18 protein-coding genes are annotated in these 24739 nt (G+C 72.4%); 5 read left to right on the forward strand and 13 right to left on the reverse strand.

Annotation, left to right across the window (positions count from 1 at the left end):
• Positions 1 to 31: 31 nt before the first annotated feature.
• The gene (acnA, locus tag WMF46_RS43595; protein WP_437982616.1) at positions 32 to 2785 is read right to left on the reverse strand and encodes an aconitate hydratase AcnA; all 2754 of its coding nucleotides are present in this window, start codon (positions 2783 to 2785) and stop codon (positions 32 to 34) included.
• Between the two features lie 61 nt (positions 2786 to 2846).
• On the opposite strand from acnA, the gene WMF46_RS43600 reads away from it, so the two are divergent.
• Positions 2847 to 3692 carry an SOS response-associated peptidase gene (locus tag WMF46_RS43600; RefSeq protein WP_437982617.1) on the forward strand — a complete coding sequence of 282 codons (846 nt, stop codon included), beginning with the start codon at positions 2847 to 2849 and terminating at the stop codon, positions 3690 to 3692.
• 42 nt (positions 3693 to 3734) lie between these two features.
• Here WMF46_RS43600 and WMF46_RS43605 read toward each other — a convergent pair whose 3' ends face one another.
• The 9 genes from WMF46_RS43605 to WMF46_RS43645 all read right to left on the reverse strand — a co-directional run bounded on the left by WMF46_RS43605 (position 3735) and on the right by WMF46_RS43645 (position 18094).
• Complete coding sequence (locus WMF46_RS43605; protein WP_437982618.1) at positions 3735 to 4502, reverse strand: hemerythrin domain-containing protein; 768 nt, start codon at positions 4500 to 4502, stop codon at positions 3735 to 3737.
• 354 nt (positions 4503 to 4856) lie between these two features.
• Positions 4857 to 7154, reverse strand: coding sequence for a sulfatase-like hydrolase/transferase (locus tag WMF46_RS43610; RefSeq protein WP_437982619.1), 2298 nt, complete (start codon positions 7152 to 7154; stop codon positions 4857 to 4859).
• A gap of 111 nt (positions 7155 to 7265) precedes the next feature.
• The gene (locus WMF46_RS43615) at positions 7266 to 10928 is read right to left on the reverse strand and encodes a response regulator (RefSeq protein ID WP_437982620.1); all 3663 of its coding nucleotides are present in this window, start codon (positions 10926 to 10928) and stop codon (positions 7266 to 7268) included.
• 122 nt (positions 10929 to 11050) lie between these two features.
• Positions 11051 to 12142 (reverse strand): isocitrate/isopropylmalate dehydrogenase family protein, encoded by a 1092-nt coding sequence (locus WMF46_RS43620; RefSeq protein WP_437742418.1) that lies wholly within the window; start codon positions 12140 to 12142, stop codon positions 11051 to 11053.
• 16 nt (positions 12143 to 12158) lie between these two features.
• Positions 12159 to 13271 (reverse strand): alanine dehydrogenase, encoded by a 1113-nt coding sequence (ald, locus tag WMF46_RS43625; protein WP_437982621.1) that lies wholly within the window; start codon positions 13269 to 13271, stop codon positions 12159 to 12161.
• A 156-nt stretch (positions 13272 to 13427) separates the two neighbouring features.
• Positions 13428 to 15041 carry a DUF4388 domain-containing protein gene (locus WMF46_RS43630; protein WP_437982622.1) on the reverse strand — a complete coding sequence of 538 codons (1614 nt, stop codon included), beginning with the start codon at positions 15039 to 15041 and terminating at the stop codon, positions 13428 to 13430.
• A gap of 37 nt (positions 15042 to 15078) precedes the next feature.
• Complete coding sequence (locus WMF46_RS43635; protein ID WP_437982623.1) at positions 15079 to 16965, reverse strand: diguanylate cyclase domain-containing protein; 1887 nt, start codon at positions 16963 to 16965, stop codon at positions 15079 to 15081.
• Positions 16962 to 17759 carry a diaminopimelate epimerase gene (gene dapF / locus WMF46_RS43640; RefSeq protein WP_437982624.1) on the reverse strand — a complete coding sequence of 266 codons (798 nt, stop codon included), beginning with the start codon at positions 17757 to 17759 and terminating at the stop codon, positions 16962 to 16964. The genes WMF46_RS43635 and dapF overlap by 4 nt, the downstream gene beginning before the upstream one ends.
• Complete coding sequence (locus tag WMF46_RS43645; RefSeq protein ID WP_437546856.1) at positions 17756 to 18094, reverse strand: DUF167 domain-containing protein; 339 nt, start codon at positions 18092 to 18094, stop codon at positions 17756 to 17758. Before WMF46_RS43645 ends, dapF begins: the two co-directional genes overlap by 4 nt.
• A gap of 259 nt (positions 18095 to 18353) precedes the next feature.
• On the opposite strand from WMF46_RS43645, the gene WMF46_RS43650 reads away from it, so the two are divergent.
• Positions 18354 to 19109 carry a hypothetical protein gene (locus tag WMF46_RS43650; RefSeq protein WP_437982625.1) on the forward strand — a complete coding sequence of 252 codons (756 nt, stop codon included), beginning with the start codon at positions 18354 to 18356 and terminating at the stop codon, positions 19107 to 19109.
• A gap of 33 nt (positions 19110 to 19142) precedes the next feature.
• Here WMF46_RS43650 and WMF46_RS43655 read toward each other — a convergent pair whose 3' ends face one another.
• Positions 19143 to 19757, reverse strand: coding sequence for a hypothetical protein (locus tag WMF46_RS43655; RefSeq protein WP_437982626.1), 615 nt, complete (start codon positions 19755 to 19757; stop codon positions 19143 to 19145).
• Positions 19758 to 19944: 187 nt separating this feature from the next.
• Between WMF46_RS43655 and zapA the strand changes: the two genes are divergently transcribed.
• The 3 genes from zapA to bioD all read left to right on the forward strand — a co-directional run bounded on the left by zapA (position 19945) and on the right by bioD (position 22196).
• A complete protein-coding gene (zapA, locus tag WMF46_RS43660; protein ID WP_012240768.1) occupies positions 19945 to 20274 on the forward strand; it encodes a cell division protein ZapA in 330 nt (109 codons plus the stop codon).
• Between the two features lie 72 nt (positions 20275 to 20346).
• Positions 20347 to 21501 carry an aminotransferase class I/II-fold pyridoxal phosphate-dependent enzyme gene (locus WMF46_RS43665; RefSeq protein ID WP_437982627.1) on the forward strand — a complete coding sequence of 385 codons (1155 nt, stop codon included), beginning with the start codon at positions 20347 to 20349 and terminating at the stop codon, positions 21499 to 21501.
• 44 nt (positions 21502 to 21545) lie between these two features.
• Positions 21546 to 22196 carry a dethiobiotin synthase gene (gene bioD, locus WMF46_RS43670; protein WP_437982628.1) on the forward strand — a complete coding sequence of 217 codons (651 nt, stop codon included), beginning with the start codon at positions 21546 to 21548 and terminating at the stop codon, positions 22194 to 22196.
• A 147-nt stretch (positions 22197 to 22343) separates the two neighbouring features.
• Here bioD and WMF46_RS43675 read toward each other — a convergent pair whose 3' ends face one another.
• Positions 22344 to 23000 carry an ATP-binding cassette domain-containing protein gene (locus tag WMF46_RS43675; protein WP_437982629.1) on the reverse strand — a complete coding sequence of 219 codons (657 nt, stop codon included), beginning with the start codon at positions 22998 to 23000 and terminating at the stop codon, positions 22344 to 22346.
• 24 nt (positions 23001 to 23024) lie between these two features.
• Positions 23025 to 24158: a serine/threonine-protein kinase gene (locus WMF46_RS43680; protein ID WP_437982630.1), complete on the reverse strand. Its 1134-nt coding sequence runs from the start codon at positions 24156 to 24158 to the stop codon at positions 23025 to 23027.
• Positions 24159 to 24739: the final 581 nt, after the last annotated feature.

Consider the following 24739-nt stretch of genomic DNA (forward strand, 5'->3'; position numbering starts at 1 on the left):
ACGCCCGGCGGGGAGCGGCGCGCAGGGGGCGCTAGGCGCTGGCGCCGAGGCTGCGCAGCACGAACTGGAGGATGCCGCCGTGCTGGTAGTAGTCGACCTCGTTCGGCGTATCGATGCGCGCGGTGACGGTGAAGGTCTTCTTCGCCCCGCCTTCTCCGGTCGCGACGACGTTGAGCTTCTTGCCCGGCGTGAGGTTGTCCGAGATGCCGTCGATCTCGAACACCTCGCGCCCGGTGAGGCCGAGGGTGGACGCGTCCTCGCCCGGCGCGAACTCGAGCGGGAGCACGCCCATGCCGACCAGGTTCGACCGGTGGATGCGCTCGAAGCTCTTCGCGATGACCGCGCGGACGCCGAGCAGCTTGGTCCCCTTGGCCGCCCAGTCGCGCGACGACCCGGTGCCGTACTCGGCGCCGGCGATCACGACCAGCGGCACGCCCTCGGCCTTGTACTGCATGGCCGCGTCGTAGATCGTGGTCTTCTCGCCGTCGGGCAGGTGCACCGTGATCCCGCCTTCCTCGCCGGGGCGAAGGGCGTTCTTGAGGCGGATGTTCGCGAACGTGCCGCGCATCATCACCTCGTGGTTGCCGCGGCGGGCGCCGTACGAGTTGAAGTCCGCGGGCGCGACGCCGTGCTCGACCAGGTACTTCGCGGCGGGGCTGTTCTTGGCGATGTTGCCGGCCGGGGAGATGTGGTCGGTCGTCACCGAGTCGCCGAGCAGCGCGAGCACGCGCGCGGCCCGGATGTCGGTGAGCGGCGCCGGCTCCTTCGACAGCCCCTCGAAGAACGGCGGCCTGCGCACGTAGGTCGAGCCCTCGTCCCACACGAACGTCTGGCCGCCCGGGACCGCGAGCTTCTGCCACTCCTCGTCGCCGGCGAAGACGTTCTCGTACTGCACCTGGAACTGCTCGGGCCGCACGGCCGTCCGGATGGCCTCGTTGACCTCGGCCGAGCTCGGCCAGATGTCCTTGAGGTACACCGGCTCGCCGTTGCGATCCGTGCCGACCGGCTCCTTGAAGAGGTCGGCGTCGACGTCGCCGCGCAGCGCGTACGCGACGACGAGCGGCGGAGAGGCGAGGAAGTTCATCCGCACGTGCTGGTTGATGCGGCCCTCGAAGTTGCGGTTGCCCGAGAGGACGCTCGCCACGACGAGATCGTTGTTGCGGATCGTGTCGCCGATCACGTCCGGCAGCGGCCCGGAGTTGCCGATGCAGGTCGTGCAACCGTAGCCGACCATGTGGAAGCCGAGCGCCTCGAGGTACGGCAGGAGCCCCGCCTGGCGCAGGTAGTCGGTGACGACCTTCGACCCGGGGGCGAGCGACGTCTTCACCCACGGCTTCACCGTGAGCCCGCGCTCGACGGCCTTCTTCGCGAGCAGGCCCGCGCCCAGCATGACCGCCGGGTTCGACGTGTTGGTGCAGGACGTGATCGCGGCGATCACGACCGAGCCGTGGCGCAGCGTGTAGCGCGTGTCGCCCTCGGTGATCTCCGCCGGGCGCATGACCTTCTCGAGCGCGGGGACGCGCGCGGCGGCGTTGCCGGCCCCCTCCTCGAGGAACGCCTTGACCGCGGGCGCGTCGGCCGCGGCGAACTCCTTCTCGAGCATGCCCTGGAGCGAGGCGCGGAAGGCGCGCTTCGCGTCGCGCAGCGGGACGCGGTCCTGCGGCCGCTTCGGGCCGGCGATCGACGGCACCACGTCGCCGAGGTCGAGCGAGAGGGTGTCGCTGAAGACCGGGTCCGGGGTGCTGTCCGTGCGGAACAGCCCCTGCTCCTTGTAGTAGGCCTCGACGAGCGCGACGAGCTGCGCGGGCCGGCCGGTGAAGCGCAGGTACGCGATCGTCTCGTCGTCGACGGGGAAGAAGCCGATCGTGGCGCCGTACTCGGGCGCCATGTTGGCGATCGTGGCGCGGTCCGGGAGCGAGAGCGCGCTCAGGCCGGGGCCGTAGAACTCCACGAATTTCCCGACCACCTTCTTCTGCCGCAGCAGCTGCGTCACCGTGAGGACGAGATCGGTCGCGGTCGCGCCCTCGGGCAGGCTGCCGTGGAGCTTGAAGCCCACGACCTCGGGGATGAGCATCGAGAGCGGCTGGCCGAGCATCGCCGCCTCGGCCTCGATGCCGCCGACGCCCCAGCCGACGACCCCGAGCCCGTTGATCATCGTGGTGTGCGAGTCGGTGCCGACGAGCGTATCCGGGTAGACCAGCGTGCCCTGCCGCATGACGGCGCCCGCGAGGTACTCCAGGTTGATCTGGTGGCAGATGCCCTGGTCGGGCGGCACCACGCGGAAGTTCGTGAACGCCTGCGCTCCCCAGCGGAGGAACGCATAGCGCTCCTCGTTGCGCTCGAACTCGAGCGCCGCGTTCACCTTCACGGCCGTCGAGGACGCAAACTTGTCGACCTGGACCGAGTGGTCGATCACGAGGTCGACGGGCTGGAGCGGGTTGATCTTGAGCGAGTCGCCGCCGAGCTTCGCGAGCGCCTCGCGCATGGCGGCGAGATCGACCACGGCGGGAACGCCGGTGAAGTCCTGGAGCAGCACGCGCGCCGGGTGGAAGGCGATCTCCTGCGAGGGGCGGGCCTTCGGGTCCCAGTTGAGGACGGCCTCCACGTGGTCCTTGCGCACGACGCGCCCGTCCTCGTGGCGGAGGAGGTTCTCCAGGAGGATGCGCAGCGAGAAGGGGAGCTTGTCGATCGACGCGCCGCCTCGCGCCAGCGAGGTGAGCTTGTAATAGGTGTATGTTTCGGCTTGAACCGTCAGCGTGCTCTTGGTGCCAAAGCTGTCGACCATGCGGCCTCCTCCAACGTCCGGAGCGCCCTTGTAGGCGCCCCGAAGCCGCTAATCTAGTCCTATGTGCGCGCGCTTCACCCTCGCCGTTCCGGACTTTGCGACCCTCATCGCGCTGCTCGAGTCCTCCTCTGGCGCGGGCCGGGCAGGTAGCGGCTCGGCTCGGTCGATTGCCGCTGATCCGGAGATAGCGGCAAGGTTTCGGCCTCGTTTCAACATCGCACCTGCGACCGTCCACCCGGTGCTGCGCGCGCGGGACGGCCGGCGCGCGCTGGTGGCTGCGACCTGGGGCTTCGTGGGGCGTTTCGCCAGGGGCGGCGCCGGGCCTTCGCTCCTGGCCAACGCGCGTGCCGAGAGCGCGCGGGCGAAGCCGACGTTCCGCGAGGCGTTCGCGGCGCGCCGCTGTGTGGTGCCGGCGGACGGATTCTACGAGTGGACCGGGCCCAAGGGCGCGCGGCGGCCCACCTGGTTCCACCCCGCGGAGGGCGGGCTGCTCCGCCTGGCAGGGCTGTACCAGCCGGCGAAGGACCCCGACACGGGGGAGCCCGACGTCCGCTTCACGATCCTGACCACCGACGCGAACGCCGACGTCGCGCCGATCCACGACCGCATGCCGGTCCTGCTGGGCCCCGGGGACGTGGACCTCTGGCTCGGCCTCGGCGACGGCGCGGACGCGGATCGGGCCGAGGCGCTGCTCCGGCCGGCGCCTCGCGGCGCCCTCGCGGCGCGCGCCGTCTCGCCGCGGGTCAACTCGGTCGCCCACGACGACCCCGCCCTGCTGCAGGAGCTCGCGGCGGAGGCCGCCGCTCCGAAGGCCGCAGCCCCGAAGGCCGGCGGCACGCTTCCGCTGTTCGATCTCGATGGCGGCGCGAGGCCCGCCGTCCCCTCCGGCCGGACCTCGCGCCGCTGACTGTGGCACGTGCGTTGATGTGCGCTGGCTAGCGTGCGACGGTCAGCGCGCGGAGGCGCTGCTCGCGCGACCGCCCTTGCGGCCTGTGCGGCTGGTCTTCGCCGGTCGGCTCGCCTTGCGCGCGGGCGCGGCTCGCCCGGTCTTCGCGGGCGCCGTGGCCGCTGTCTTCTTCCGTCCGGTCGCGGCAGTGCGGCGCCCCTTCTGCGCGCCCCGCGCCGGTTCGGCGCGCTGCGTCGACGCGCGCTTCGACGCGCGCTTCGCGGGTGGACGCTTGGCCGCCGCCTTGCGCGCCGACGGCTTCGCCGCGCGCGCGCGGCGGCCGGCGGTGGCGGCGGGCATGCTCTTCGCGACGTTCCGAGCGAGGAGCGCCTCCACGTCGCTCTCGCGCACCTGGCCGAAGCGCGCCTCCAGGCGGCTGCCGAGCTCCTCGAGGCGCGCGGCGCCCATGGCGCTCTCGATCTGGGGGAAGAGCTCCTTCTCCTCCTCCTCGACGTGGTGCTGCACGAGCTCCTTCAGCACGCCGAGCCTGGCGTGAAAGGTTTCGTCACCCGGCTCGGTGCTGAGCAATTTCTGCAACATGACGTCGACGAGCGCGTGCTCCTCGTACGAGGTCGGGATCAGGGGGGAGGCGCCGAGCGCCTCCCGGCTCTCGGGGTAGAAGAGCTCCTCCTCGATGGCCGAGTGGCTCACGAGGGTCGCCACGAGCTCGTCGCGGAGCGCGCCGATCTCGTCGCTGTCGGCCTGCGACATGCGCTCGAAGAGCTCTTCGACTTCCTGGTGATGCTCCTTCAATAGGTCGGTCGCCTTCATGCGGGGACTCCTCTCACGGAAAGATGAAGCGCCGTCGAGGCGCTTGGCCTGTGCGGCCTGCGGGTTTGCGCGAAGCATGCCAGGCGAAATGGGCGCGCGAAGCGAGCGCACGACGCGCACGCGCGGGCGCGGGCGTACGTCGTTCGGCCAACCCGCGCGGGGGCATCGCGGCGCGCGCGACGCGGGGCGTGCTGCCCCGCAGCGAGGCGTCATGGCACCGCTGGAGCGTGATCGCGCGCGGCCTGCGCGATGTCGCGGACGCCTTTGCCCGCGCAGGGCGCCGGCGCGCCGCCGGGCGCCGTCAGCGGGCTTTCCTCGGCTCGCAGGCGCGGGCGCAGGTCGATCGCGCGGGCCTCAGTTCGCGCCCCATACGTTGAGCACGGCCGCCGTTTCCGCGTCGATCGTGGCCGGCTCCCGTTGCGCCGCGGGCGCGCGCACGGACAGGTCGAACGTCACGGTACGCCGGAAGAGCGACACGGTGGCGAGGGGCATCACCTCGCGACGGTTGAAGGCGCAGGTCGGGTCCACGTCGAGGTCGCAGAGGTAGGGGGGAACGCCGAGTCGACCCGAAAGCACGAGGTTGCCCCAGCGGGTGGAGTAACGATCGCCGAGGGCGGCGATCTGGGGGCCGCGCTCGACGCCCTCGAGGCCGGAGGCGACCGCCGCCAGATCCTTCCCGAGCGGTTTGCGGGCGAACGAGAGGCCGAGGGCGGCGATCGCCGTGCGCGCGACGTCGATGATCTCGGTCGGGGCAGCGACGCGCTGGCCGGCGTACAGATCACCGGGAAAGTGGACATAAAGCGGGAGCGTCAGGACGGGCTCCTGGAGGTCCATGCCCTCGCCGTAGAGCACGGCGTCGGAGCGCCCGCTGGCCAGATCGCCGGTCACGATGAAGAGGGTCTCGTCCCACAGGCCGGCGGCCTTGAGGGTCCCGATGAGGTTGCCGAGGGCGCGGTCCTGGCCGGCGAGGGCGATGGAGAAGAGGTCGCGGATCCGGTCGCGATCCTCGGGGCTGAGCACATCGCGGCGCCGGCCCCTCAGCCTGGCCAGCACCTGGGCGGCGCGGCGCGGCTCGACGGGGCCGGCGTACTCGGCGGGCTTGAGGGCGTTCAGCTCCTTCGGGCTGACCTCCCAGGGCGGATGGCCGCCGCGCGCGTGGACGAACGCGAGGAGGCGGTTGGAAGCGTCCTGGCGGACGGTCTCGCTGATCCAGGTGGCGGCGGCGTCGATCGGGGTGGTGGCCGGCTCGCCGCTCGTCGGGGGGTGCTCGAGGACCCGGGACCAGCCGGGTCCGAAGCCGAACGCCCGGAACGTGGTGGGGACCCCGGTGAAGAACCCGGTGCGGATGCTGCTGTCGCTCGCGATGGCGCCGATGGTGGTGACGCGGGCGGGGAGGCGGGCCCCGGTGTCGGCGACGGTATGAGCCGGCGGCGGAAGACCGGTGAGCAGCGACGCGGCCACGGCGGACACGACCGTGCTCGGCCCGCGGTGGTGATCGAACGTCGTCGCTGACGTCGCGAGCTCCGAGAGCGTGGCGAGGTGCGGCTCCGGACGACCGCTCCACGGGGGCAGATCGGGCCGCTCGACCCCGTTCAGGGCGACGATCACGACGGCGCGCGCCGCGGGCACGGACGGCGGCGGCTCCGGCGATCCGGCGAGGACGGGGTCGCCGAAGAGGATGCGTCCGCCGCGGGCCGCGGCGGCGGCGCGGAGCTCGAGGGAGATGAGGGATCCGGCGAAGGGCGCGAGCGGCAGCTCGACGTCGGTCCAGGTCGCCTTGTCGCCGCCCTCGACGTGGACGCGATGGATCACGAGGGGCTCCTGTCCGTCGCGGAGGACGCGGATCTCGGCGTCGCCGTCTCCCGAGCCCAGCGCGCCGATGGAGGTGTGGAGGCGGGTCACCCTGGAGGGGCGAAAGGCGCAGCGGACCGCGCCCGGCGCGCGCAGCGCGATGGACCGGTGGGGGACGCCCGACAGCGCGGCGGCGGGCGCGACGACGTCGCGCAGGGTCGGGGGGCCGTAGGTGGCCGGGTCCTCGTCCGGGATGCCCACGCGCACCCAGTCGACGTCGGCGAACGACTCCCCCTCGCGGAGCCGGCCGGAGAACTGGAGCGTGAGGGTGTGCAGGCCGGGGTCGGCGGGGAGCGTGGTGGTCGGGGTCGAGGCGATGCGGATCTGGTCGCGCTGGAGGCGGAGCGTTCCGAGCAGCTGGTCGTCCAGGGAGACGGTGGCGTACTTGGAGGTGAGCCCGACGGCCCGGGCGGACACGAAGATGGGGCTCGCGGACGGCAGGACGAACGTGAGCTTGATCTGCCGCTCCGAGATCCGCGCCCAGGTGGATCCATCGTGCTCGACCGCCTGGATGCCGGTGGGCACGGTCCCTTGCCACGCGAAGCGGCCGAGGAGCGAGCCCGCGCCGGTATCGAACAGGAGCCCTCGGTGCTCGAGATCGCAGCTCGGCAGCTCGTCGATGAGGTGCACGACGTCACGCGCCGACGGCGGAGGCGTCGCCCGCGGGCTCGCGGACGCTGCGGCCGGGGCGCCGGAAGGCAGATCGCGGGTCGACGTCTCGCACCCGGTGCAACCGGAGAGGAGCGCGGCCGCGGCGGAGGCGAGCGTGAGCGCGAAAGAGGGACGGCGGGTTCGGATCACGCGGGCGCGCACGGGGCGTCCTCTACCACGAGCGGGGCACCCTGCCTGCGGCTGGGCACCCCGGGGCGAGCGCGGGCTCCTCGATTACCTGGGGGAGCGCTCGTGGCGCGCTCAGCGGCGCCACGGCGGCGCGACGCGGAGCCGGGTGAGGCGGCCGGCCTTGACGACAGCGAAGCGCACGCGCTCCTCGTCCCGGAGCTTCGCCCGGATCTCGTAGGCGCCGTCCTTGGGCGCGAGCGGCAGCTTGACGCTGCCGGTGCCGACCTTCCGCCCGTCCACGAAGAGCTTGTCGCCCGCGCCGGCGATCACCTCCAGCATGCCCTGCCCCTCGGGCACCTTGTGCTCGGCGGCCAGCGGCAGATCCTCGGGGAGCACGGGGTTCGACGTCGTCTCGCCGATCGGCCCGGCGGCAGCCGGGGCCGGCGTGGCGGCGACCGCCGCCGCGACCACGCTCGACGAGCCGGCGGCGGCAGGCACAGCGCCGGGCGGGGCAGCGGTCGCGGGCTCCGCTTCTGGCGGGCTCGGCTGGTCGGAGGGCGACGAGGCGCCCTGCAGCTCGTGATCGCGCGACAACCGCGCGGCGACCGCGAAGACGAACGCCGCCACCGCGAAGAGGACCCACATCGTCATGCGGTTGTCGCGGGCGGGCGGCTGCGGCGTCGGCACGTAGGCCGACGGCCGACGCACGCGGCGCGGCGTGGGCGACTCGTCGATGGCGGGCGCCGGGGCGGGGGCCGCGAGCCGCGCGACGGGCGGCGCCGAGGGGACCTTGAGCGCCGCGGGCGCCGGCGCCTCGACGACGGGCGGCGGCGGGAGCGAGCCCAGCGTCAGCAGCCGCTCGGGCTTCGGGTACTCCAGCGCGGGCAGCGTGGCCTCCGGCCTGCGGGGCGCGGGCGCCACGCCGGGCACGGCCGGCGTCACGCCCGCCAGCAGAGCGGCGTCCATCTGGGGGCTCCGCGCCGCGCGCACGCTGACCACATCGCCTTGAAGCTCGGCGAGATCGCTCGGAACCCGTGCGTTGACCAGCGCGCCGGAGAGCGCCGTCGCCTCCTCCTCGTGCGCGCTCGCGAACGCCGTGTCCTCATCCTCGCCGTCCACGGACAGCACGGGGATAGACATGGCCGAGCCCGGCCCCGACACCGCCGAGCTCGGCGCAGCCGAGCCGCGCGCCGGCATGGCCGATCGCGGCGCCACCGAGCCGGGCACCACCGTGAGCTGATCGTCGGTGAGCTCGACCGAGGCCGACGACGCGGCGGCGGCGTCACCGGCGAGCTCCGACGGCAGCGCCGCGACCGGGGCGGCCCGCTCCGGGAGGCGTCGCACGCCGCGGAGCGTCTCCTCCTCGTAGGCCACGGCGGGGGCGAGCAGGTCCTCTCCCTCGCGGCTGATCACCCGGCGCACGCCGCCGCGGGCCGCGACGTCGTTCAGCACGTCCTCGACGAGGCCCGCGGCGAACTCCCCCGAGGTGATGACCGATCGCGGCGACGTCCCCCGGGCGAGCGCCCTCAGGAGCGAGCGCGCCGGCTCGGGCGTCGCGTCCGCGGTCGCGCCCATCCCCTCCAGGTCGAGGACGACGCGCTCGACCTGCATCAACGGCGGCCCGTGGAACAGCCGCTGGGCGGCCCGGGCCGCCGCGATCGCGGGCAGGAGCTGCTCCGCGAGCGTCCCCTCGAACCCGGGGCGCGGCGGCGCCGCGAGCTCGCTCTCCGGCAGAGGCGCCACCACGAAGCGGCCGGAGCCGACGCCGAGGAGCGCCGCGAGCACGGAGGGGCCGCGGTGGAACGTCCCGTCCTGCGCCGTCCGGGTCGCGCCGGCGGGGCGGCCGTCCTTGAGCAGCACCTCGTACAGGAACGCGGCGTCCCGGACCGACACGAGCGCGTCGGGCCGGCGCGCGCACGAGAGTGACAGCAGCGTCCGCGTCGTCATGCCGTCGAGCCGCCCGCGGACCTCGCCGCCCGTCGCGATGCGCTCCGCGACGCGCCGCCTACCCCGCAGGACCTCGTGCACCCGCTGCACGAAGGCCGCGGCGCTCTCCTCCTTGCGGAGGTAGCCGTCGGCCTGGGCGCCGAGCTCGCGGAGCCGCTGGAGCAGGTCCTCCTTCCAGGAGAGCAGGATGACCGGCACGTCGCGCAGCGCGACGTCGCGCTTGAGCGCGCGGCAGAGGGCGAAGCCGTCGAGCCGCGGCATCAGCACGTCGCTCACCACCAGGTCGGGCGTCGTCTGGTACGCGAGGTCGAGCGCCCGCGCGCCGTCGTGCGCCTCGTGCACGTTCGCGCCCGCGGCCCGGAGCACGCCGGCGAGGAACCACGTCACCGCGGGATCGTCGTCCGCCACCACGATGTCGATCGCGTCGAGCGCCGCGTCGCCCGGCGCCGCGCTCGACGCGCTGATCGTGCGCGCCGGCGACTTCGCGCGGATCTCGCTGTGCAGCCGCGAGCGCTCGCCCTCGGGCGCGCTCGGCGCGATCATCCACGGGGCGAGCGGCAGCGCGCCCTCCGGCCCGTTCGGCGAGAACCGCACGCCGCCCTGCGAACGGATCGTCACGAGATCGCGGATGCGCGCCACCGCGCCCCAGAGCGCCGCGAGGACCTCGGCGCCATCGCCGAGATCGACGTGCTCCCCGCGGCTCCTCGGCTCGGCGGCGTCGCAGAGGCCGCGGCGAAGCTCCTCGGCGAGGCGCGCCCCGAGCTCGTCGAGGTTGACGGCCCCGAGCGGCCCGCGCGCCGCGCGGGCGGTCTCAGCGCGCACGCAGGCCACCGCTGCCTCCGCGGCGGCGCGCCGGAGCGCGTCCGGCGAAACGGGCTTCGGCAGCGCGCGCGCGGCGCCGAGCGCCACGTAGGGGGCCGCGTCCTCGGGCCGCGTGAAGCGGCCGACGGCGACGACGGGGACCAGGTCGGTCAGCGGATCGGCGGCCAGCGCCTCCGCCAGCCCGCGCGCGCCCGGCATGTCCGCGTCGAGCAGGACCAGATCCGGCGCGAAGGCCCGCGCGAGATCGATCGCCGTCTCCACGTCGTCGGTCCGCTCGACCTCGAACGACGGCCCGACGTCGGCGCTCGCCGAGTCGAGCGCCTCGGCGAGCGGCGTGGCGCCCACGACGAGGACCGTGATCGGCGCGTCGATCGACGCGGCCGACGCAGCCTCCGGCGCCTCGGCGGGGGCCGCCTGCTCCACGCCGCGCGTCGAGGAAGCGCGCGCTTCCTCTTCATCGTCGAGCGAGAGCGGCTCGGCGGCGAGCGCGCGGCCGTTGCTCACGCCTGCGATCCACGTCGTGGCCTGGCCCTTGGCCGCCCCCGCGCCTTCTGGCCGCGCGCTGGCGCCGCGTGCGTTCGGCTGATCCGCGGCGGCGCGCGCGCGGGGCGGCGCCGGCGCCTGCTCGAGCGGCGCGGCGCTCGCGCGTGGCGGCGCCTGCTCACCCATGGCCGACTGCCCCCAGGCCAGGGCGGGCAGCTCCTCGAGCAGCTTCCGCAGGGCCGCCGCGGCCTCGCCGCTGAGCCGCGCGCCGTTCGCGGCGGCGAGCTGCGACTCCCCTTCGACGAGCCGCTCGGCGACGCGCACGAAGCGCAGGAGGCGCGCCCCCGCGCCGAGCGAGTGCATGCGCCGCTTCAGCTCCTCGACGAGCCGCGGCGCATCGCCCTCTGCCTCGATCCGCCGGACCATCTCGCGGAGCTCCGCCACGCGGCGACCCAGGTTCGCCACGAACTCGGCGCGCGCTCCGCCCAGCCGCTCTTGCCGAGCCTCGCTCGCTGGATTGCTGCGCGGCCCCGCGTGCTCCACTGCCGTCGATCCTACGCCCATTGGCGGTCCCGTATCACAGGAGGATCGGACACCCGAACTTCTCGGCGATCGCGCCCCCGCGCCCGTGGCTCCCGGCCGCGCGCCGGCGCCCCCGGGTCACCTCACGGCGGCCCCAGCTCGGCGGCGATCTGCTCCCGGACCCATGCGCCGGCGGCGCGCGTGCCGAGCGTCCCGCCCACATCGACCGTGCACATCCCCTGGTCGAGCGCCAGGGAGACCCAGCGCTCGATGCGGCGCTCTTCCTCGGGCCACCCGAGGTGAGCGAGCAGCAGCCCCGCGGTGAGCATCGCCGCGAACGGGTTGGCGATGTCCTTGCCGGCGAGCGGCGGCGCCGACCCGTGCACCGGCTCGAACAGCGCGACCCGCGCCGGATCGGACGCATGCACGTTCGCGCTCGCCGCCATGCCGAGCCCCCCCTGCAGCGCCGCGCCGAGATCGGTCACGATGTCGCCGAACAGGTTGTTCGTCACGATCACCTGGAATTGCGCGGGATCCTGGATGACGTACAGGCAGAGGGCGTCCACGTAGACGTGGTTCGACTGGATCTCCGGGTACTGGGCGCGCACCTCGTGGAAGACACGCAGCCAGAGCTCGTGCGCGTGCCGCATCGCGTTCGACTTGTCCGCCATCGTGACCCGCGTCCGACCGTTGGCGCGTGCGTAGTCGAAGGCCGCGCGGATGATCCGCTCGACGCCCTTCCTCGTATTTACGTCCTCATTGATCGCGACCTCGTCGGGGGTGCCGCGTTTGAACTGCCCGCCCATCCCGACGTAGATCCCCTCGGTGTTCTCGCGGAACACCACGAAGTCGATGTCCTTCGCCGTGCGGCCTTTGAGCGGCACCAGCCGGTCCGACAGCGCGCGGACGGGCCTCACATTGGCGTAGAGGTCGTAGCCGAAGCGCATGCCGAAGAGGATGTCGCGCGCGTGCTCCAGGTTGGGTACGCGGGGATCACCCAGGGCGCCGAGCAGCACCGCCGAGCACTCGCGCTGGATGGCGATCTGGATCTGGTTCGGGAAGGTCGTCCCGTCGCGCAGGTACCGGTCGGCGCCGAGATCGAGCTCCCAGAGGTCGATCGGCAACCCTGCTCGCTCCTGATAGAGCTCGAGCAGGAGCTTCGCCTCGGCGATGACGGACGGGCCGATGCCGTCACCGCCGATGATCGCGATTTTCTTCTTCTTTTTGGCTGCCACGAGGTCGCGCTCCCGGTCAGCCGAGCGCGCGTTCGACCGGCACGTACTCCAGCCGGTGGGCCGCCGCGACGGGGCCGTACGTCACGTGGCCGCCGTGGGTGTTGATGCCGAGGGCGACGGACCTGTCGGCCTTGGCCGCGGCGACGATGCCCTGGTTGGCGATCGCCACCGCGTAGCCGATCGTCGTGTTCGTGAGCGCCCAGGTGCTCGTGTGCGAGACCGCGCCCGGCATGTTGGTGACGCAGTAATGGACGACCCCGTGCACCTCGTAGGTCGGGTTGTCGTGGGTCGTCGGGCGGCACGTCGCGATGCACCCGCCCTGATCCACGGCGACGTCGACGACGACCGTCCCTCTCTCCATGCGGCGGATGTGCTCCTCGGTCACGAGCTGGGGCGCCTTGGCGCCGGGCACGAGCACCGCGCCGACCACGAGATCGGCGCGCTCGCACACCATCTCGATGTTCTCCGCGTTGGAGTAGAGCGTCTCGATCGCGCCCCCGAACACGTCTTCGAGGTAGCTCATCGTCTCGGCGCGGACGTCGAGCACGGTGACCTGCGCCCCCATCCCGACCGCGATGGTCGCTGCGTTCCGGCCGACCACGCCGCCGCCGAGGATCGCCACGCGGCCGCGCCGCGTCCCCGGCACGCCGCCGAGGAGCACGCCCTTGCCGCCCCGCTCTTTCTCCAGGCACGAGGCGCCGACCTGAACGGCCATCCTGCCGGCCACCTCGCTCATGGGCCGCAGCAGCGGCAGCGAGCCGTCCTCGTGCTGGATGGTCTCGTACGCGACGCCGGTCACGCCTCGCCTGGCGAGCTCCCGGGTGAGATCCGGCTCGGCGGCCAGGTGCAGGTAGGTATAGAGGAGGAGACCCTGGCGAAAGTGGCCGTACTCGGCGGGGAGCGGCTCCTTCACCTTCACGACCATGTCGGCGCTCCACGCTTCCGCTGCCGATCTCGCGATGAGGGCGCCCGCGCGTCCGTAGGCTTCGTCGGAGATCCCGCTGCCTTCGCCGGCGCCGGACTCCACGAGGACCTTGTGCCCGTGCCCGACCAGGGCCCGGACTCCCGCGGGCGTCATGCCGACGCGGTACTCACGTGTCTTGATCTCCTTGGGGACTCCGATAAGCACGATCGCGCTCCTCTCCTCGCCGAACTGCTGAAGCGAGGCGTGTGCGACGATAGCAGAAACCTGCCCTCGCAACGCCGTGAGCCACCGAGTCAAACGCCGGTTTCCGAGGCGAGAAACCCGGAAGATCCGTTCTGAAGCTACGTTTTCGTCGGCCGGTCACACGCCCGCGGCGGCCTCGAGCGCGGCGCGGACGAGCAGCGTGATCTGTCCTGGCGAGGCGAGATCGAGCGGCCCCATCATGGCCTCTGCGTCGAGCAGCAGGAGCTCCAGGGCCTCGCAGTGCGCCGCCAGCGCGTCCTCACCGCCGTCACCGAGCCGGACGACCGCGGCCGCGCCGTGCAGGGCAAGCGGCCAGGCTGGCGCGAAGCTCTCCTCGATGGGGAGGCCGACCAGCGCGAGCTCCACGCCGTCGCCGAGCCGGATCACGCCGAGCGGCCTCGGGATCGCCGCCTGCGGCGGAGGCTCGGCGGGGACGATGGCGTCTCCGATGCGGCGCACCGCATGAGACAGCGTCGCCATGCGGCGCGTGCTCGCGGCGATGACGAGGTGGGGCGGCGGGGCGAAGCCGGGCCGGGCCAGGCGGGTCACCAGGGACCGGAGGACGGGAAGGTGCTCCGACGGCGCGAACGGCGTCGTGAGATCGGCGAGCGAGATGCGGCGGATCTTCCCGGAGGCCGTGAGCTCCATCAGGACCTCGAGGATCAGGAGATCCGGCCCGCTGATCTCGTCGAGCAGCTCGTCGAGGTTGTGCGGCATCTGGAGCAGCGCCGCCAGCTTCTCGGCCACGGCCGCGCGCTCCGCCGGCTCCCCGAGGGGCGCCGGCGGTGACGTCGTCGGGGTGCGCAGCGCCTCGAGCCTGAACGCGGCCGGCTCCGCCGCGCGGAGCGTGGGCGGCGGCGGCATCGACCCGCCGCGGCTGCCCTTCACGTCGCTGGCCGGCGTCGGCGCGGCGGTGAGGTCGGGCAGCGAGGCCATGGCGCTCGCCAGGGGCGCGGCGCCGTCGCCGAAGGTCGCGTCGACGCTGAACGTCTCGTGGTCCGGGAGCGGGGACAGGTCGAGATCGTCGCTCGCGGGCTCGGTCACCAGGAAGGCCTCACCGGCCGGCGCCAGCTCGGATCGCCGGCGCTGGACCTCGTCGACCTGGCGGAGCGCTTCCATCAGGAGACGCGAGGTCGGCGCCATGATGCGGCGCACGCTCGCCGGTTCGCCGGGTGAGAACGCGAAGTGTCCGTCCCGCTCGCCGAGCAGCCGGTAAAGCGCCTTCTCCCCTTCGAGGCGGCGGTAGACGGCATCGATCACCTCCCCTGCCAGGAGCCGCAGCTCCCCTGCCCCGGTCGGCGTCGTGATGCCGAGGGTGCCGCTCCGGCGGTTCATCGCGAGCAGCTGGAGCAGGTCGACGAGCGGGACCTGCTGGAGGTCTCCGCGGATCTCCTGCGGCACCGTCGGCTTGGAGCCGCGCGGCGACGCCTCGGTGATCCGCGAGACGATGTGATCGACATCGCCCCGCAGGACCTCGTCGAAGCCCAGATCGCCCTCGGCGCCGTCGACGAGGAAGAGGATCGGGGTATCGGCGAGGTCGGGGACGGCGGCGAACGCGTCCGCGAGCGCGTTGTCCTCGTCGAGCGCCCTGGCGGCGAGCACGACGTCGGGCCGGCGCTTGAACGCCTGCTCCACGGCTTCGAACGCGCCGTTCGCGTTGGTCACGGTGAGACCACGCGCCCTGAGCGCCGACGCGAGCGCGCCGAGCGCGTCCACGTCCGAATCAACCAACAGCACCCTGCGAGACACTGGATCGGCGCCCTCCGAGTCAGCCGAAGACCCGCAGCCCGGCCGCGCGGCCGAGCCGCTCGGCGAGGAAGTCCGCGAGCAGCGGATCGGCGGCGTGGATACCCTTCACGAACCCCCCCTGATTGCGCCCTACCAGGGCATACGCGCCGTGCTCCGCGAGGACACAGAGCGCCTCGATGTCCTCGCACCCTGGCGAGGAGCGGAGGTCGACGGTGTGCACAACCACGTCGTCGCGCGGCGAGGCCAGCTGCGCCTTGACCTGCGCTCCCAGGCTCAGCCCGTCGTGGTGAGCGACCAACAGGAACACGGCGCCTCCGCGGAGCGCGTTCCTGACGACCGACGTCGCGAGCAGGATCGTATCGGACACCGACAGATCGAGCGCGCGGGGCGCCGAGATCGCGGAAGCTTCGCCGGCCGCGGGGGACTCCCGGACGAGGAGGCTGACGATCTCGCCGATGCTCCGCCGGTCCTGAGGGACGCGGTGGACGATCGAGGACTTGGTGGCGTCGGCGCGCCGCCGGGCGATGCGGAGCAGCTGAGCGAGGCTCTGGCCGTCATGGGGGAAGGTGGCGACCCCGACGAGCAGGCCCTTCGGCAGGTACCCGGCCCGCTTCTCGCTCTCGGCGACGTGGGAGAGCATCCGTCGATGGCAGGCGTGGGCCTCCAGCGCGGCCGTCTCGGGCATGAGCAGGTGGAACTCGTTCTCGTCGACGCGGGCCAGGATGTCGGTGTCGCGCACGGCGCGGAGCAGGTGCTCGACGACCTGACCCGGGTTGTGCGTGTTCGCAGGGGGCGCCGGCGTGGTCCTCCAGAAGGCGAGGTCGCCTGGGCGCTCCGGTGCGGCCGCTGCATCCGGCTCGATCACGATGGTCGCGATCGTGAACCGGCGGCCGTGCCGCCTGGCCTTGTCGATCTCCCGGCCGGCGACGTCGACGTAGTAGGCGAACGAGTAGGCGCTCGACGCCGGATCCTTCATCGCGGCGCCGCCCGCCGAGCGTTCGCGTTCGCCGAGGAGGGCGAGCGCCGTCGTCGCCTGCGTGGCGAGCAGCTTGACGAGGCCGTCGAGGAGCGGGGCGCGCCGCGGGGTCGAGGCCGCGCTGTCCGGGCGCCTGACCGAAGGGAACGCGGAGCTGCGGCCGGGCTCCTTTTGCAGAAGGAGATGCCCCGCGGCGAGCTTGCGGAGCGCCAGCGGGACGACGATGAGCTGCTCGCGCCGAGCGAAATCGAGGATGTCGGTCTCGGTCCCGTAGGCGGGCGCGCGGTCGAGCGGCCCCATCGCCGCGGAGCGGACCAGCTCGCTGGAGCGCTCTCCGGCGGCCAGGTAGACGGCGGCTGCCGCCGCGCCCGTCGCCTCGACGAACACCTCGGCGAGCTGCTGAGCCGCCGCGTTGCGGTCGCGCGCATCCGCGAGCTCGGCCACGCGGGCGATCCACCCGGCAGCGCGCGCGCTGCGCGCGGCTTCCTGCTCGAGCTGCATCCGGAGAGCCCGCTCGGCGAAGCGCAGGCGCACCGAGCCGACGGCGTTCAGCACCTCATCCCCGCCGAGCGGCAGCAGGAAGAGCCCGGCGCCGCCGAGCGCGACCGCATGGGCGCCCGCCTCGAGCTCCGCCCTCGTCGCCAGCGCGAAGACGGTGGCCTCGGACGCGAGGGCCTTCAGGTGGTGGACCATGGCGAGGCCGGCCCCCTCCCCGAGCCCGACATCGATGAAGGCGACGTCGGGCGCGGCGGTCTCGGCAAGGACGATCCCCTCGGCGAGATCGCCGGCGAGCATCAGCTCATCGGACGTGAGGACCCGCGAGAACAGCGTGCGGGTCGCCTCGTCGGCGATGACGGCGAGCACCTTGAGCGAGAACTCGTGGGCCGGCGCCCGGCCAGGACCCCAGACCCCCTCGAGCGAGGCGGTCACGCGATCACCACCTCGCCCGAGAACGCCCGGCGCGCCGGGCCTTGCATGAGCAGCTCCAGGGATCCGGGGGCGACGGTGATGCGCAGCGAGCCGCCCGGCAGCGCCACGCGGAGAGGCGCCCCGTACGGCGCGCGGCCCTGCGCGCAGGCCGCGGCCGCCACGGCGCAGGCGCCCGTGCCGCACGCCAGCGTGCGGCCCACCCCGCGCTCCCAGACGGTCACGTCGATGCGCGCGGCCTCGCCCTGGTCGGCCGGCCGAACACGGCAGAACTCGACGTTGATGCCCTCGGCCGGCGTTGTCGCGACGATCGGTCCGAGCTCATCGATCGCGTCCTCCGTGTAGGGATCGAACGTCACCGCGTGCGGGTTGCCGACGTCGACGCAGGCGAACCGGTGCTCCGCGCCGAGCGCTGTGACGACGAGCGTCTCGCCCATGCGGGCCCGGCCCATGCCGACGAGCACGTCGAAGCGATCGCCCGCCCGTGTGACCTCGCACCGCTTGTCGCCGGCGTCGGTCGCGATGGTGAGCGCCTTCTGGGGGGTCCCGCGGGAGACGAGGTAGGCCGCGACGCAGCGGATCCCGTTGCCGCACATCTCGGGGCGGCTCCCGTCGGCGTTCCAGACCTGCATGCGCGGCTGCTCGCGCTCGATCACGAGCACGCCGTCGGCGCCGATGCCGAACCGCCTGTCGCAGAGGCGCCGCGCCGCCTCGGCGGTCATCGGGACCGCCTCGACCAGGATGAAGTCGTTGCCAAGACCTTCCCACTTCTCGAACCGGACGACGTTTTCCTTCATCGCTTCGCCCCGGCGAGCCGCTTTCGCGCCTCGGCTTCCTTGAGCCCGCGGACGGCGACGACCTTGCTCCTGCCGCTCGCGCCGAGGGCGATCTGGACATCGCTCTGGCGCACGTCGAGCGCGCGCGAGAGCAGCTTGACGAGCTCCGCGTTGGCGGCGCCCTCGACGGGCGGCGCGGTCAACGACACGTCGAGCGCGCCCTCGCGCACCCCGACGATGGCCGAGCGCGACGACTTCGGGCGCACCTGGACCGAGATGCGGACGCCTTCGGCGCGCTCGGTGATCGCGAGGCGACTCCACTCGCCGACGGCGCCGCTCTCCTCGGGTTTGCTCATCTGGCCGGCGGCATCGTAGCGTATCTGGAGCTCACGCGTGGTTCCCGCGAGGCGCGGTGATGTCGCTCTTCGGACGGCGACGACCATCGCGAATTTGCCGGTCGGCGGCCTGACCCGCTACTCTTTTCGCCCCGGCCGTGGGTCGGCTCGCGCAGTACGATCCGGCAGGTCGACTTGCATCAGCGGCTCTCGTTGTTCGCTGCTGATGTTCATTTCCGCGGTGGAGGCGTTGGACATGACTGATGAAGGAGAAGGGTCCGTGAACGCAACGCCCAGCCTCGCGAGGAGGTTGTGCGCGCTCGCGCTGCTCGCGACGTCGGGTGGCCTGCTCGGGTCTGCATGCGCCGACAACGAGAGCAGCCTGTTCATCCGCATGCGGATGGCGGAGACGGGGGACTGCACCGTGAGCTGCGGCCCCAGTGAACCGTTCTGGACCGAGGATGCGGTGGACTCGGCCTATGTGGGCAGCCACAGCGCGATGCTCCTGGTGGGCAACCAGATCGTGGAGCGCGGCGACCCCGACGTCCTCCGGACGGAGACATCCCGCGTCCAGCTCTACGAGGCCGAGGTTCGTGTCGCCGACATCGAGGGCAACGACGTGACGCCGGGCTACGTCGTTCCGATCACCGGCACGGTCGACCCGGGCTCGTCCGGCGACCCCGGCTACAACTGCAGCGAGGTCCTCCTGATCGACGGCGCCACGATGGACACCTTGCGCGGGCAGGCCGCGCAGCTCCGGCGTGATATCCAGGTGTGGGCGACGGTGGTGTTGCGCGGCAGGACGCTGGGCGGCCAGGAGGTCGAGACCACGGAGTGGACCTACCCCATCAGGGTCTGCTTCGCCTGCAGCCGGTGCGTCGACACGTCTCCGCCGGACTGCTGCTACAGCTCCGCGAACGAGGAGTGCGAGGACGCCAAGGAGCTCGAGGGCGCCTGCCCTGGCGCCCGGGGCCCTCAGGACTGTCGTGACCTCGGTCAGCCCTGCGCCGATCACATCGCAAGCTTCGGCCTGTAGAGCGCTCCCCGCAGGCCCCGGCCCGAGCCCCCGTCACCGCGCCGGTCTGGCGCGGCGCACTGGGGCTGCTTCGGGCGACGGCCCTTTTGCAGCCTCGAAGAGATAGACGAACGGAAGGGCGAGCAGCGCGAGATCGAGCTGCGCCGCGAGGACGACCGCGGTCTCCTTCGAGCCGCCGAGCCCGAGCCTCCCCTGGGCGAGCAGCCCTGAGCTCATCCCGTAGCGCGAGTGGAAGTTGTAGCTGCGTCCGCCCCAGAAGATGGCGGCGGCGATCCCTGGCTCCACGCCGCGGGCGTCGTCGCTCCACCGGCCGTAGGCGCCCGCGGAGAGGACCAGTGGGAACGAGTCGTGGATGGGCGCGAGCACGGAGACGCCCGCGCCGGTCTGGACCTCATCGAACGCGTGGGTGAGCACCTCGGCGTAGGGACCGACGCCGAAGTCGTCGTTGGCAGCGCGGCCGAACAGGACGTCCCCGCGCAGCCCGAGGTGGAAGACCGTGGAGTCCCACAGCTGCCGGTCGAGGCCGACGCCGGCAAGGCCAACGGTGACGCCGGCGCTCGCCTGGGGCTCGGCACGGGCTGCGCCGTGGAGGAGAACGGCTCCGAGGAGCGTGGCAACCAAGGCAGCTGGGCGGCCCGCGGTGGCCATGATGAAGCGATGCTACAGGGCGCTGGCGGGGAGCGCGCCTGAATTCGGCTGCACGGAGCCCCGCGCTGCGTGAGGCTCTCCGGAGTTCGTCTTCGATGCGTCCCGTCCGTCGCCGGTGGGTCCCTCCGTTCGCACCGCGCAGCCCGCCCTGCGCGCCTGCTAGCGTTCATGGTAGCGTCCGGGGGCAATGGCGCGACGCACAGTGCAGCTACGGGTAGGAGGTCAGACCTACCGCGTGGTGACGTCCGCGAGCGACGAAGAGCTCCAGCGGCTCGCCGCGGTCGTCGATCAGAAGCTCGCTACCGTTGTGCCCGCCGGCCGCGCCGTGACCCCCCAGGCCATGTTGCTCGCCGCCATCGCGCTCGCGCACGATCTCGAGCAGGAGCGGACCCGGGCGTCGGTCATCGCGGGGCGCGCGCGGGACGCATTTGGCCGTATTCTGCAGCGGGTCGACGCGGTCCTCGGCGCCGGTCCCGAGTCGCCCTCGTCCAGCGGAGCGAACGACAGCACGCGCTGAGCTGGAGTGCCCTACCTGGCGGGGTCCCGCTGAGCGGCCCTGCCGCTGACTGGAGATGGCATGCCTGCACCCATGGATGAAGCTTTCCAGGCCGTCGACCCCACGCCTGGAGGCGTGAACGCCCTTCGCCATCTTCAGGACGAGCTCTCCGAGATGGAGCGTGCGGGCTTGCTGCGCACGCCTCCTGATGCCCCGGCTTCCGACCGGCTGCTGGTCCTGTGCTCCAACGACTACCTCGGCTACGCCGGGCTCGCCTTGCCTTCCGAGGTCGGGACCGCGAGCGGTGCGGGGGCGTCCCGGCTGGTGAGCGGGACCCACGAGGCCCACCTGCTGGCCGAGAGGGAGATCGCCGCATGGCTGAGCGTGGAGGCGACGCTGCTGTTCTCCTCGGGGTATGCGGCGAACGTCGGCGCCGTCGCTGCGCTGGCCAGGCCGGGGGATGTCGTCGTGTCGGACGCGCTGAACCACGCGTCGCTCATCGACGGATGTCGTCTCTCGGGGGCGACGGTCGAGGTGGTGGGCCATGTCGACGTGGAGGCGGTGGAGAGCGCCCTCGTGCGGGCCAGGGGCGCGCGCCGCCGGTGGGTGGTGACAGAATCGCTCTTCAGCATGGATGGCGACACGCCCGACCTCCGCCGCCTCCGTGAGCTCTGCGATCGTCACGATGCCGCGTTGATCGTGGACGAGGCGCACGCCCTCGGTGTCTTCGGACCGCGCGGAGCTGGCCTCTGCGCCGAGGCCGGGGTGCGCCCCGACGTTCTCATCGGCACGCTCGGCAAGTCGCTCGGGCTCCACGGCGCCTTCGTCGCGGGCTCCTCGACGTTGCGCACCTACCTGTGGAACCGCGCCAGGAGCTTCGTTTACTCGACCGGCATCAGTCCCGTGGTGGCGCTCGCTACGGTGGAGCGGGTCCACCGCGCGGCGGCGGACGACCCGTCTCGGGCTCGCCTGGCGATGATCACCCGCCGGCTTCGCTCCGGTCTGCAGGCGCTGGGAGCCGAGCTGCTTGCCGGCTCCTTGGGCCCGATCCTCCCCTGGATCCTGAAGTCGCCGGGGGCCGCGGTGGAGATGTCTCGGCGCCTCGCGAGCGAGGGCGTCCTCGTCCAGGCGATCCGGCCGCCGACGGTGCCGGCGGGCACGTCGCGGCTCCGCATCGTGGCGAACGCGTCGCTCTCCGAGTCGGACGTGGAGCGTGCGCTCGCAGGGTTCCGGGAGGCAATGCGATGAGGGGACATCCTGTTTCACGTGAAACAGGACGGATCCGGGTCGCCGTGGTCGGAACCGGGACCGGGGTGGGCAAGACGCACGTGTCGGTCGCGCTGGTCGCAGCGCTGGCAGCTCGCGGCGACAAGGTCTGCGGCTTGAAGCCCATCGAATCGGGCATCGACGGCATCTCGACGACCGACGCCGAGCAGCTGGCGCTCGTCAGCTCGGTCCAGCCCGAGCCAGCACCCTACCGCTTCGCTGAACCGATCTCCCCTCACCTGGCAGCGCGCCGTTGCGGACGCACCATCTCGCTGGATGTAGCCACCGCGTGGGTCGACAGACAGTCCGCTCCCCTCGCGATCGTGGAGAGCGCCGGCGCGCTCCTCTCCCCGCTCGGACCGGAACTGACGAACGCAGACCTCGTGCGCGCACTCTCGCCCGATGCCGTCGTCCTGGTCGGCCTCGATCGGCTGGGCATCCTTCACGAGGTCGCTTGCTGCACGCTCGCCCTCCGTGCGCTCGCCCCTGGTCTTCCGCCAGCCTTGATCGTGCTGAACCCGCCGACAGTGCCCGATGCATCCACCGGCACGAACGCGGGGGAGCTCGCCGCGCTCGGCATTGCGTCCGGCGCTGTCGTGATGCCGCGCGCCGCTCCAACAGCGCCGGCATCGCTCGCCGCGGCGAAGGTCGCCCTGGCGTGTCTCGCGCTGTCGTAGCGAGACATCGTCACGTTAAAGGGGTGAGCAGCCCCGAGGTCGTGAGAAATCAAGCCGAGCCACCGGACCCGAGTAGCCGGTTCTGAGCTCCGGTCCGAGGCCCCACTCGGCGGGTCCGCGGGACTTCCGAAGGACCGGCCCGCCTCGTCAGGAAGCGCCAGTGACGACGCGACCCCGCTCCAGCACGAGACGGGCGGCCGCCCGCTCCCGGAAGACCTCCGGTTCGTGGGACACCACGACCACCGCGGCGCCCCGCGCCACCTCCGCGTCCACGACCGCGAGCAGCCGCGCCACCCCTGCGCGGTCGAGGCCCGTGGTCGGCTCATCCAGCAGCACCAGCGAAGGCTGGTGCACCAGGGCTCTCGCGAGCGCGATTCTTTGTCGCTGGCCACGCGAACACGTGCGAAGCGGCCTCAGCGCGAAGCTCCCGAGCTCGAAGCGCTCCTCCACATGACGCCACGCCTCGTGCGCGTCCAGCCCGTGGAAGCCGGCCGCCAGCTCGACGTTCTGCCGACCGGAGAGGTCCGGGTACGCCAGCGACTCGTGGGACAGCCAGCCGATGGTCCCGCGCGCCGTCCCGACATCGTCGCCGAGCGGCTCGTAGTCCACCGCGCCCGACGTGGGACGGATCACGGTTCCGAGGATCCCGAGCAGCGTCGACTTGCCCGACCCGTTCGCCCCCTCGATGAGCGTCAATCGCGCTGCCTCGATCGTCGCGTTCACCCCACGCAACGCCGCCGTCGCTCCGTAGGTCTTCACGACGCCACGGGCCACCACGCGCTCGATCGTCCTCACAGCGCTCACCTCGCTCCTGCGCTTGCGTTCCCGTCAGCTCTTGTCGCCGCCTCGAGCGCGACCTTCGCCCTGAACGACCGTGGTGATGTCCTCCGGGAACGCTGGCGGATCAACGATGGTCGCCTCGGAATCGTCGGAGAGCTCCGCTTCCGCTTCGAGCGGGCTCAACGACGGAATCGTCGGTCGATCTTCCGACTCATCGTCTCGAGACTGCCCGTCATTCGTCTCCGCGACCGGCTCGCTCGGTCTGCGCAGAGCGCCACCGCCGGACTGTTCGTCGACGACATTCTGAACGGCAACACGCTCCAGCCGGCGCTTCTGTGACACCGGCACCTGGTTCTTGAACCGCCGCAGCCCTTCCAGGAACTCCCGCGCGCTCTGGAATCGTTCATCCCGCGCCTTCGCCAGGGCGCGATCCACAAGGCGCGAGAGGCCGGGCGGAATCGTCGGATCGAGCTCCGTCACCGGCCGGTGCCACAGCGTGACGATCTGGACGAGCAACGCATTGTAGTTGCGGGCCACGAACGGGCGCCGGCCTGTCAGCGCCTCGTACAGGATCACGCCCGCAGCCCACAGATCGAGCCGGCGGTCAAGCTCCACGTCCCCCCGTGCCTGCTCGGGCGCCATGTAATACGGCGTGCCCATCACCATGCCGGTGCGGGTCAGATCCGTCATCACCCCATCCATGCCTGAGGCCTGGGAGATGCCGAAATCGAGCAGCTTGGCCACCGGCAACATGCCGGTGCGCTCCGAGAGGAAGATGTTCTCCGGCTTCAGATCACGGTGGACGATCCCGCGATCATGTGCCGTCACCAACGCCGAGAGCACCTGGAGCATGACGTCGACGAGCTCGTTCGGCGGAACGACACCACAGCGCTCGATCCGCTGCGCCAGCGTCTCTCCGTGGAGACGTTCCATCACGAGGTAGGGGCTGCCGTCAGGGAGCCACCCCATATCGTACACTTCACAGATGTTGGGATGACCGATCCGCCCGGCGACCCGCGCCTCGTGCTCCAGCCTCGAGATGGCCTCGCGCTTCTCCGTCTCCCGCGGATGCATCACCTTGACAGCGACCAGCCGCCCGATCTGGAGGTGCTCCGCCTCGTACACCGCGCCCATGCCGCCCTCCCCGATGATGGCGGTGACCGCGTACTTGTCGCCGATCACGTGGCCGAGCAGCGAGCGACCGGAAGAGGTCGGGCTCACGCCGCGGCTCCCGGGCCACGCCGGCTTCCGCGAGCCCGCCACGGCAGACGACGGACCGCGTGACGCGAAAGCCCGCTGCTCCGCACCTGGCGCCAGCGCGCCACGCAACGATGAGCTCGGCGCCACGCCCGCCGGCCACCTCAGCAACGGCGGCGCCACCCTCGACGAAGGATGCGCTGATGGCCGATGGATCGGCTGCGACGGAGCCGCGCCAGCGCGAGCGCCCGCGCGCGTGGGCGGCGGATCGGTCGGAGCGACGACCAGCCCGGTCGCCGGACACACGACCACCGCGAGATCGTGGTGGCTACCGCAGTGGATGCACCGCACCGAACTCAAGTCTGTACAATTTAAAATACTCCATCCAGGTGCCGCTCGGAACTGCACAGCGATCGGGGCAGAGCACGCAAGCAGCGCTCGGTTCCACATCACCCCGCACGCCCCCTGGGGGATCCTTGGGGATAACCCCGCCGGCAACCCTGGGGGCAAAACGGGGGAGATCGGCCATCCGCCAGCTCTCCCCTGTCCACCTACCCCTGAGGACG

Source organism: Sorangium sp. So ce117 (genome assembly GCF_051524395.1).
GTDB lineage: Bacteria > Myxococcota_A > Polyangia > Polyangiales > Polyangiaceae > Sorangium > Sorangium cellulosum_B.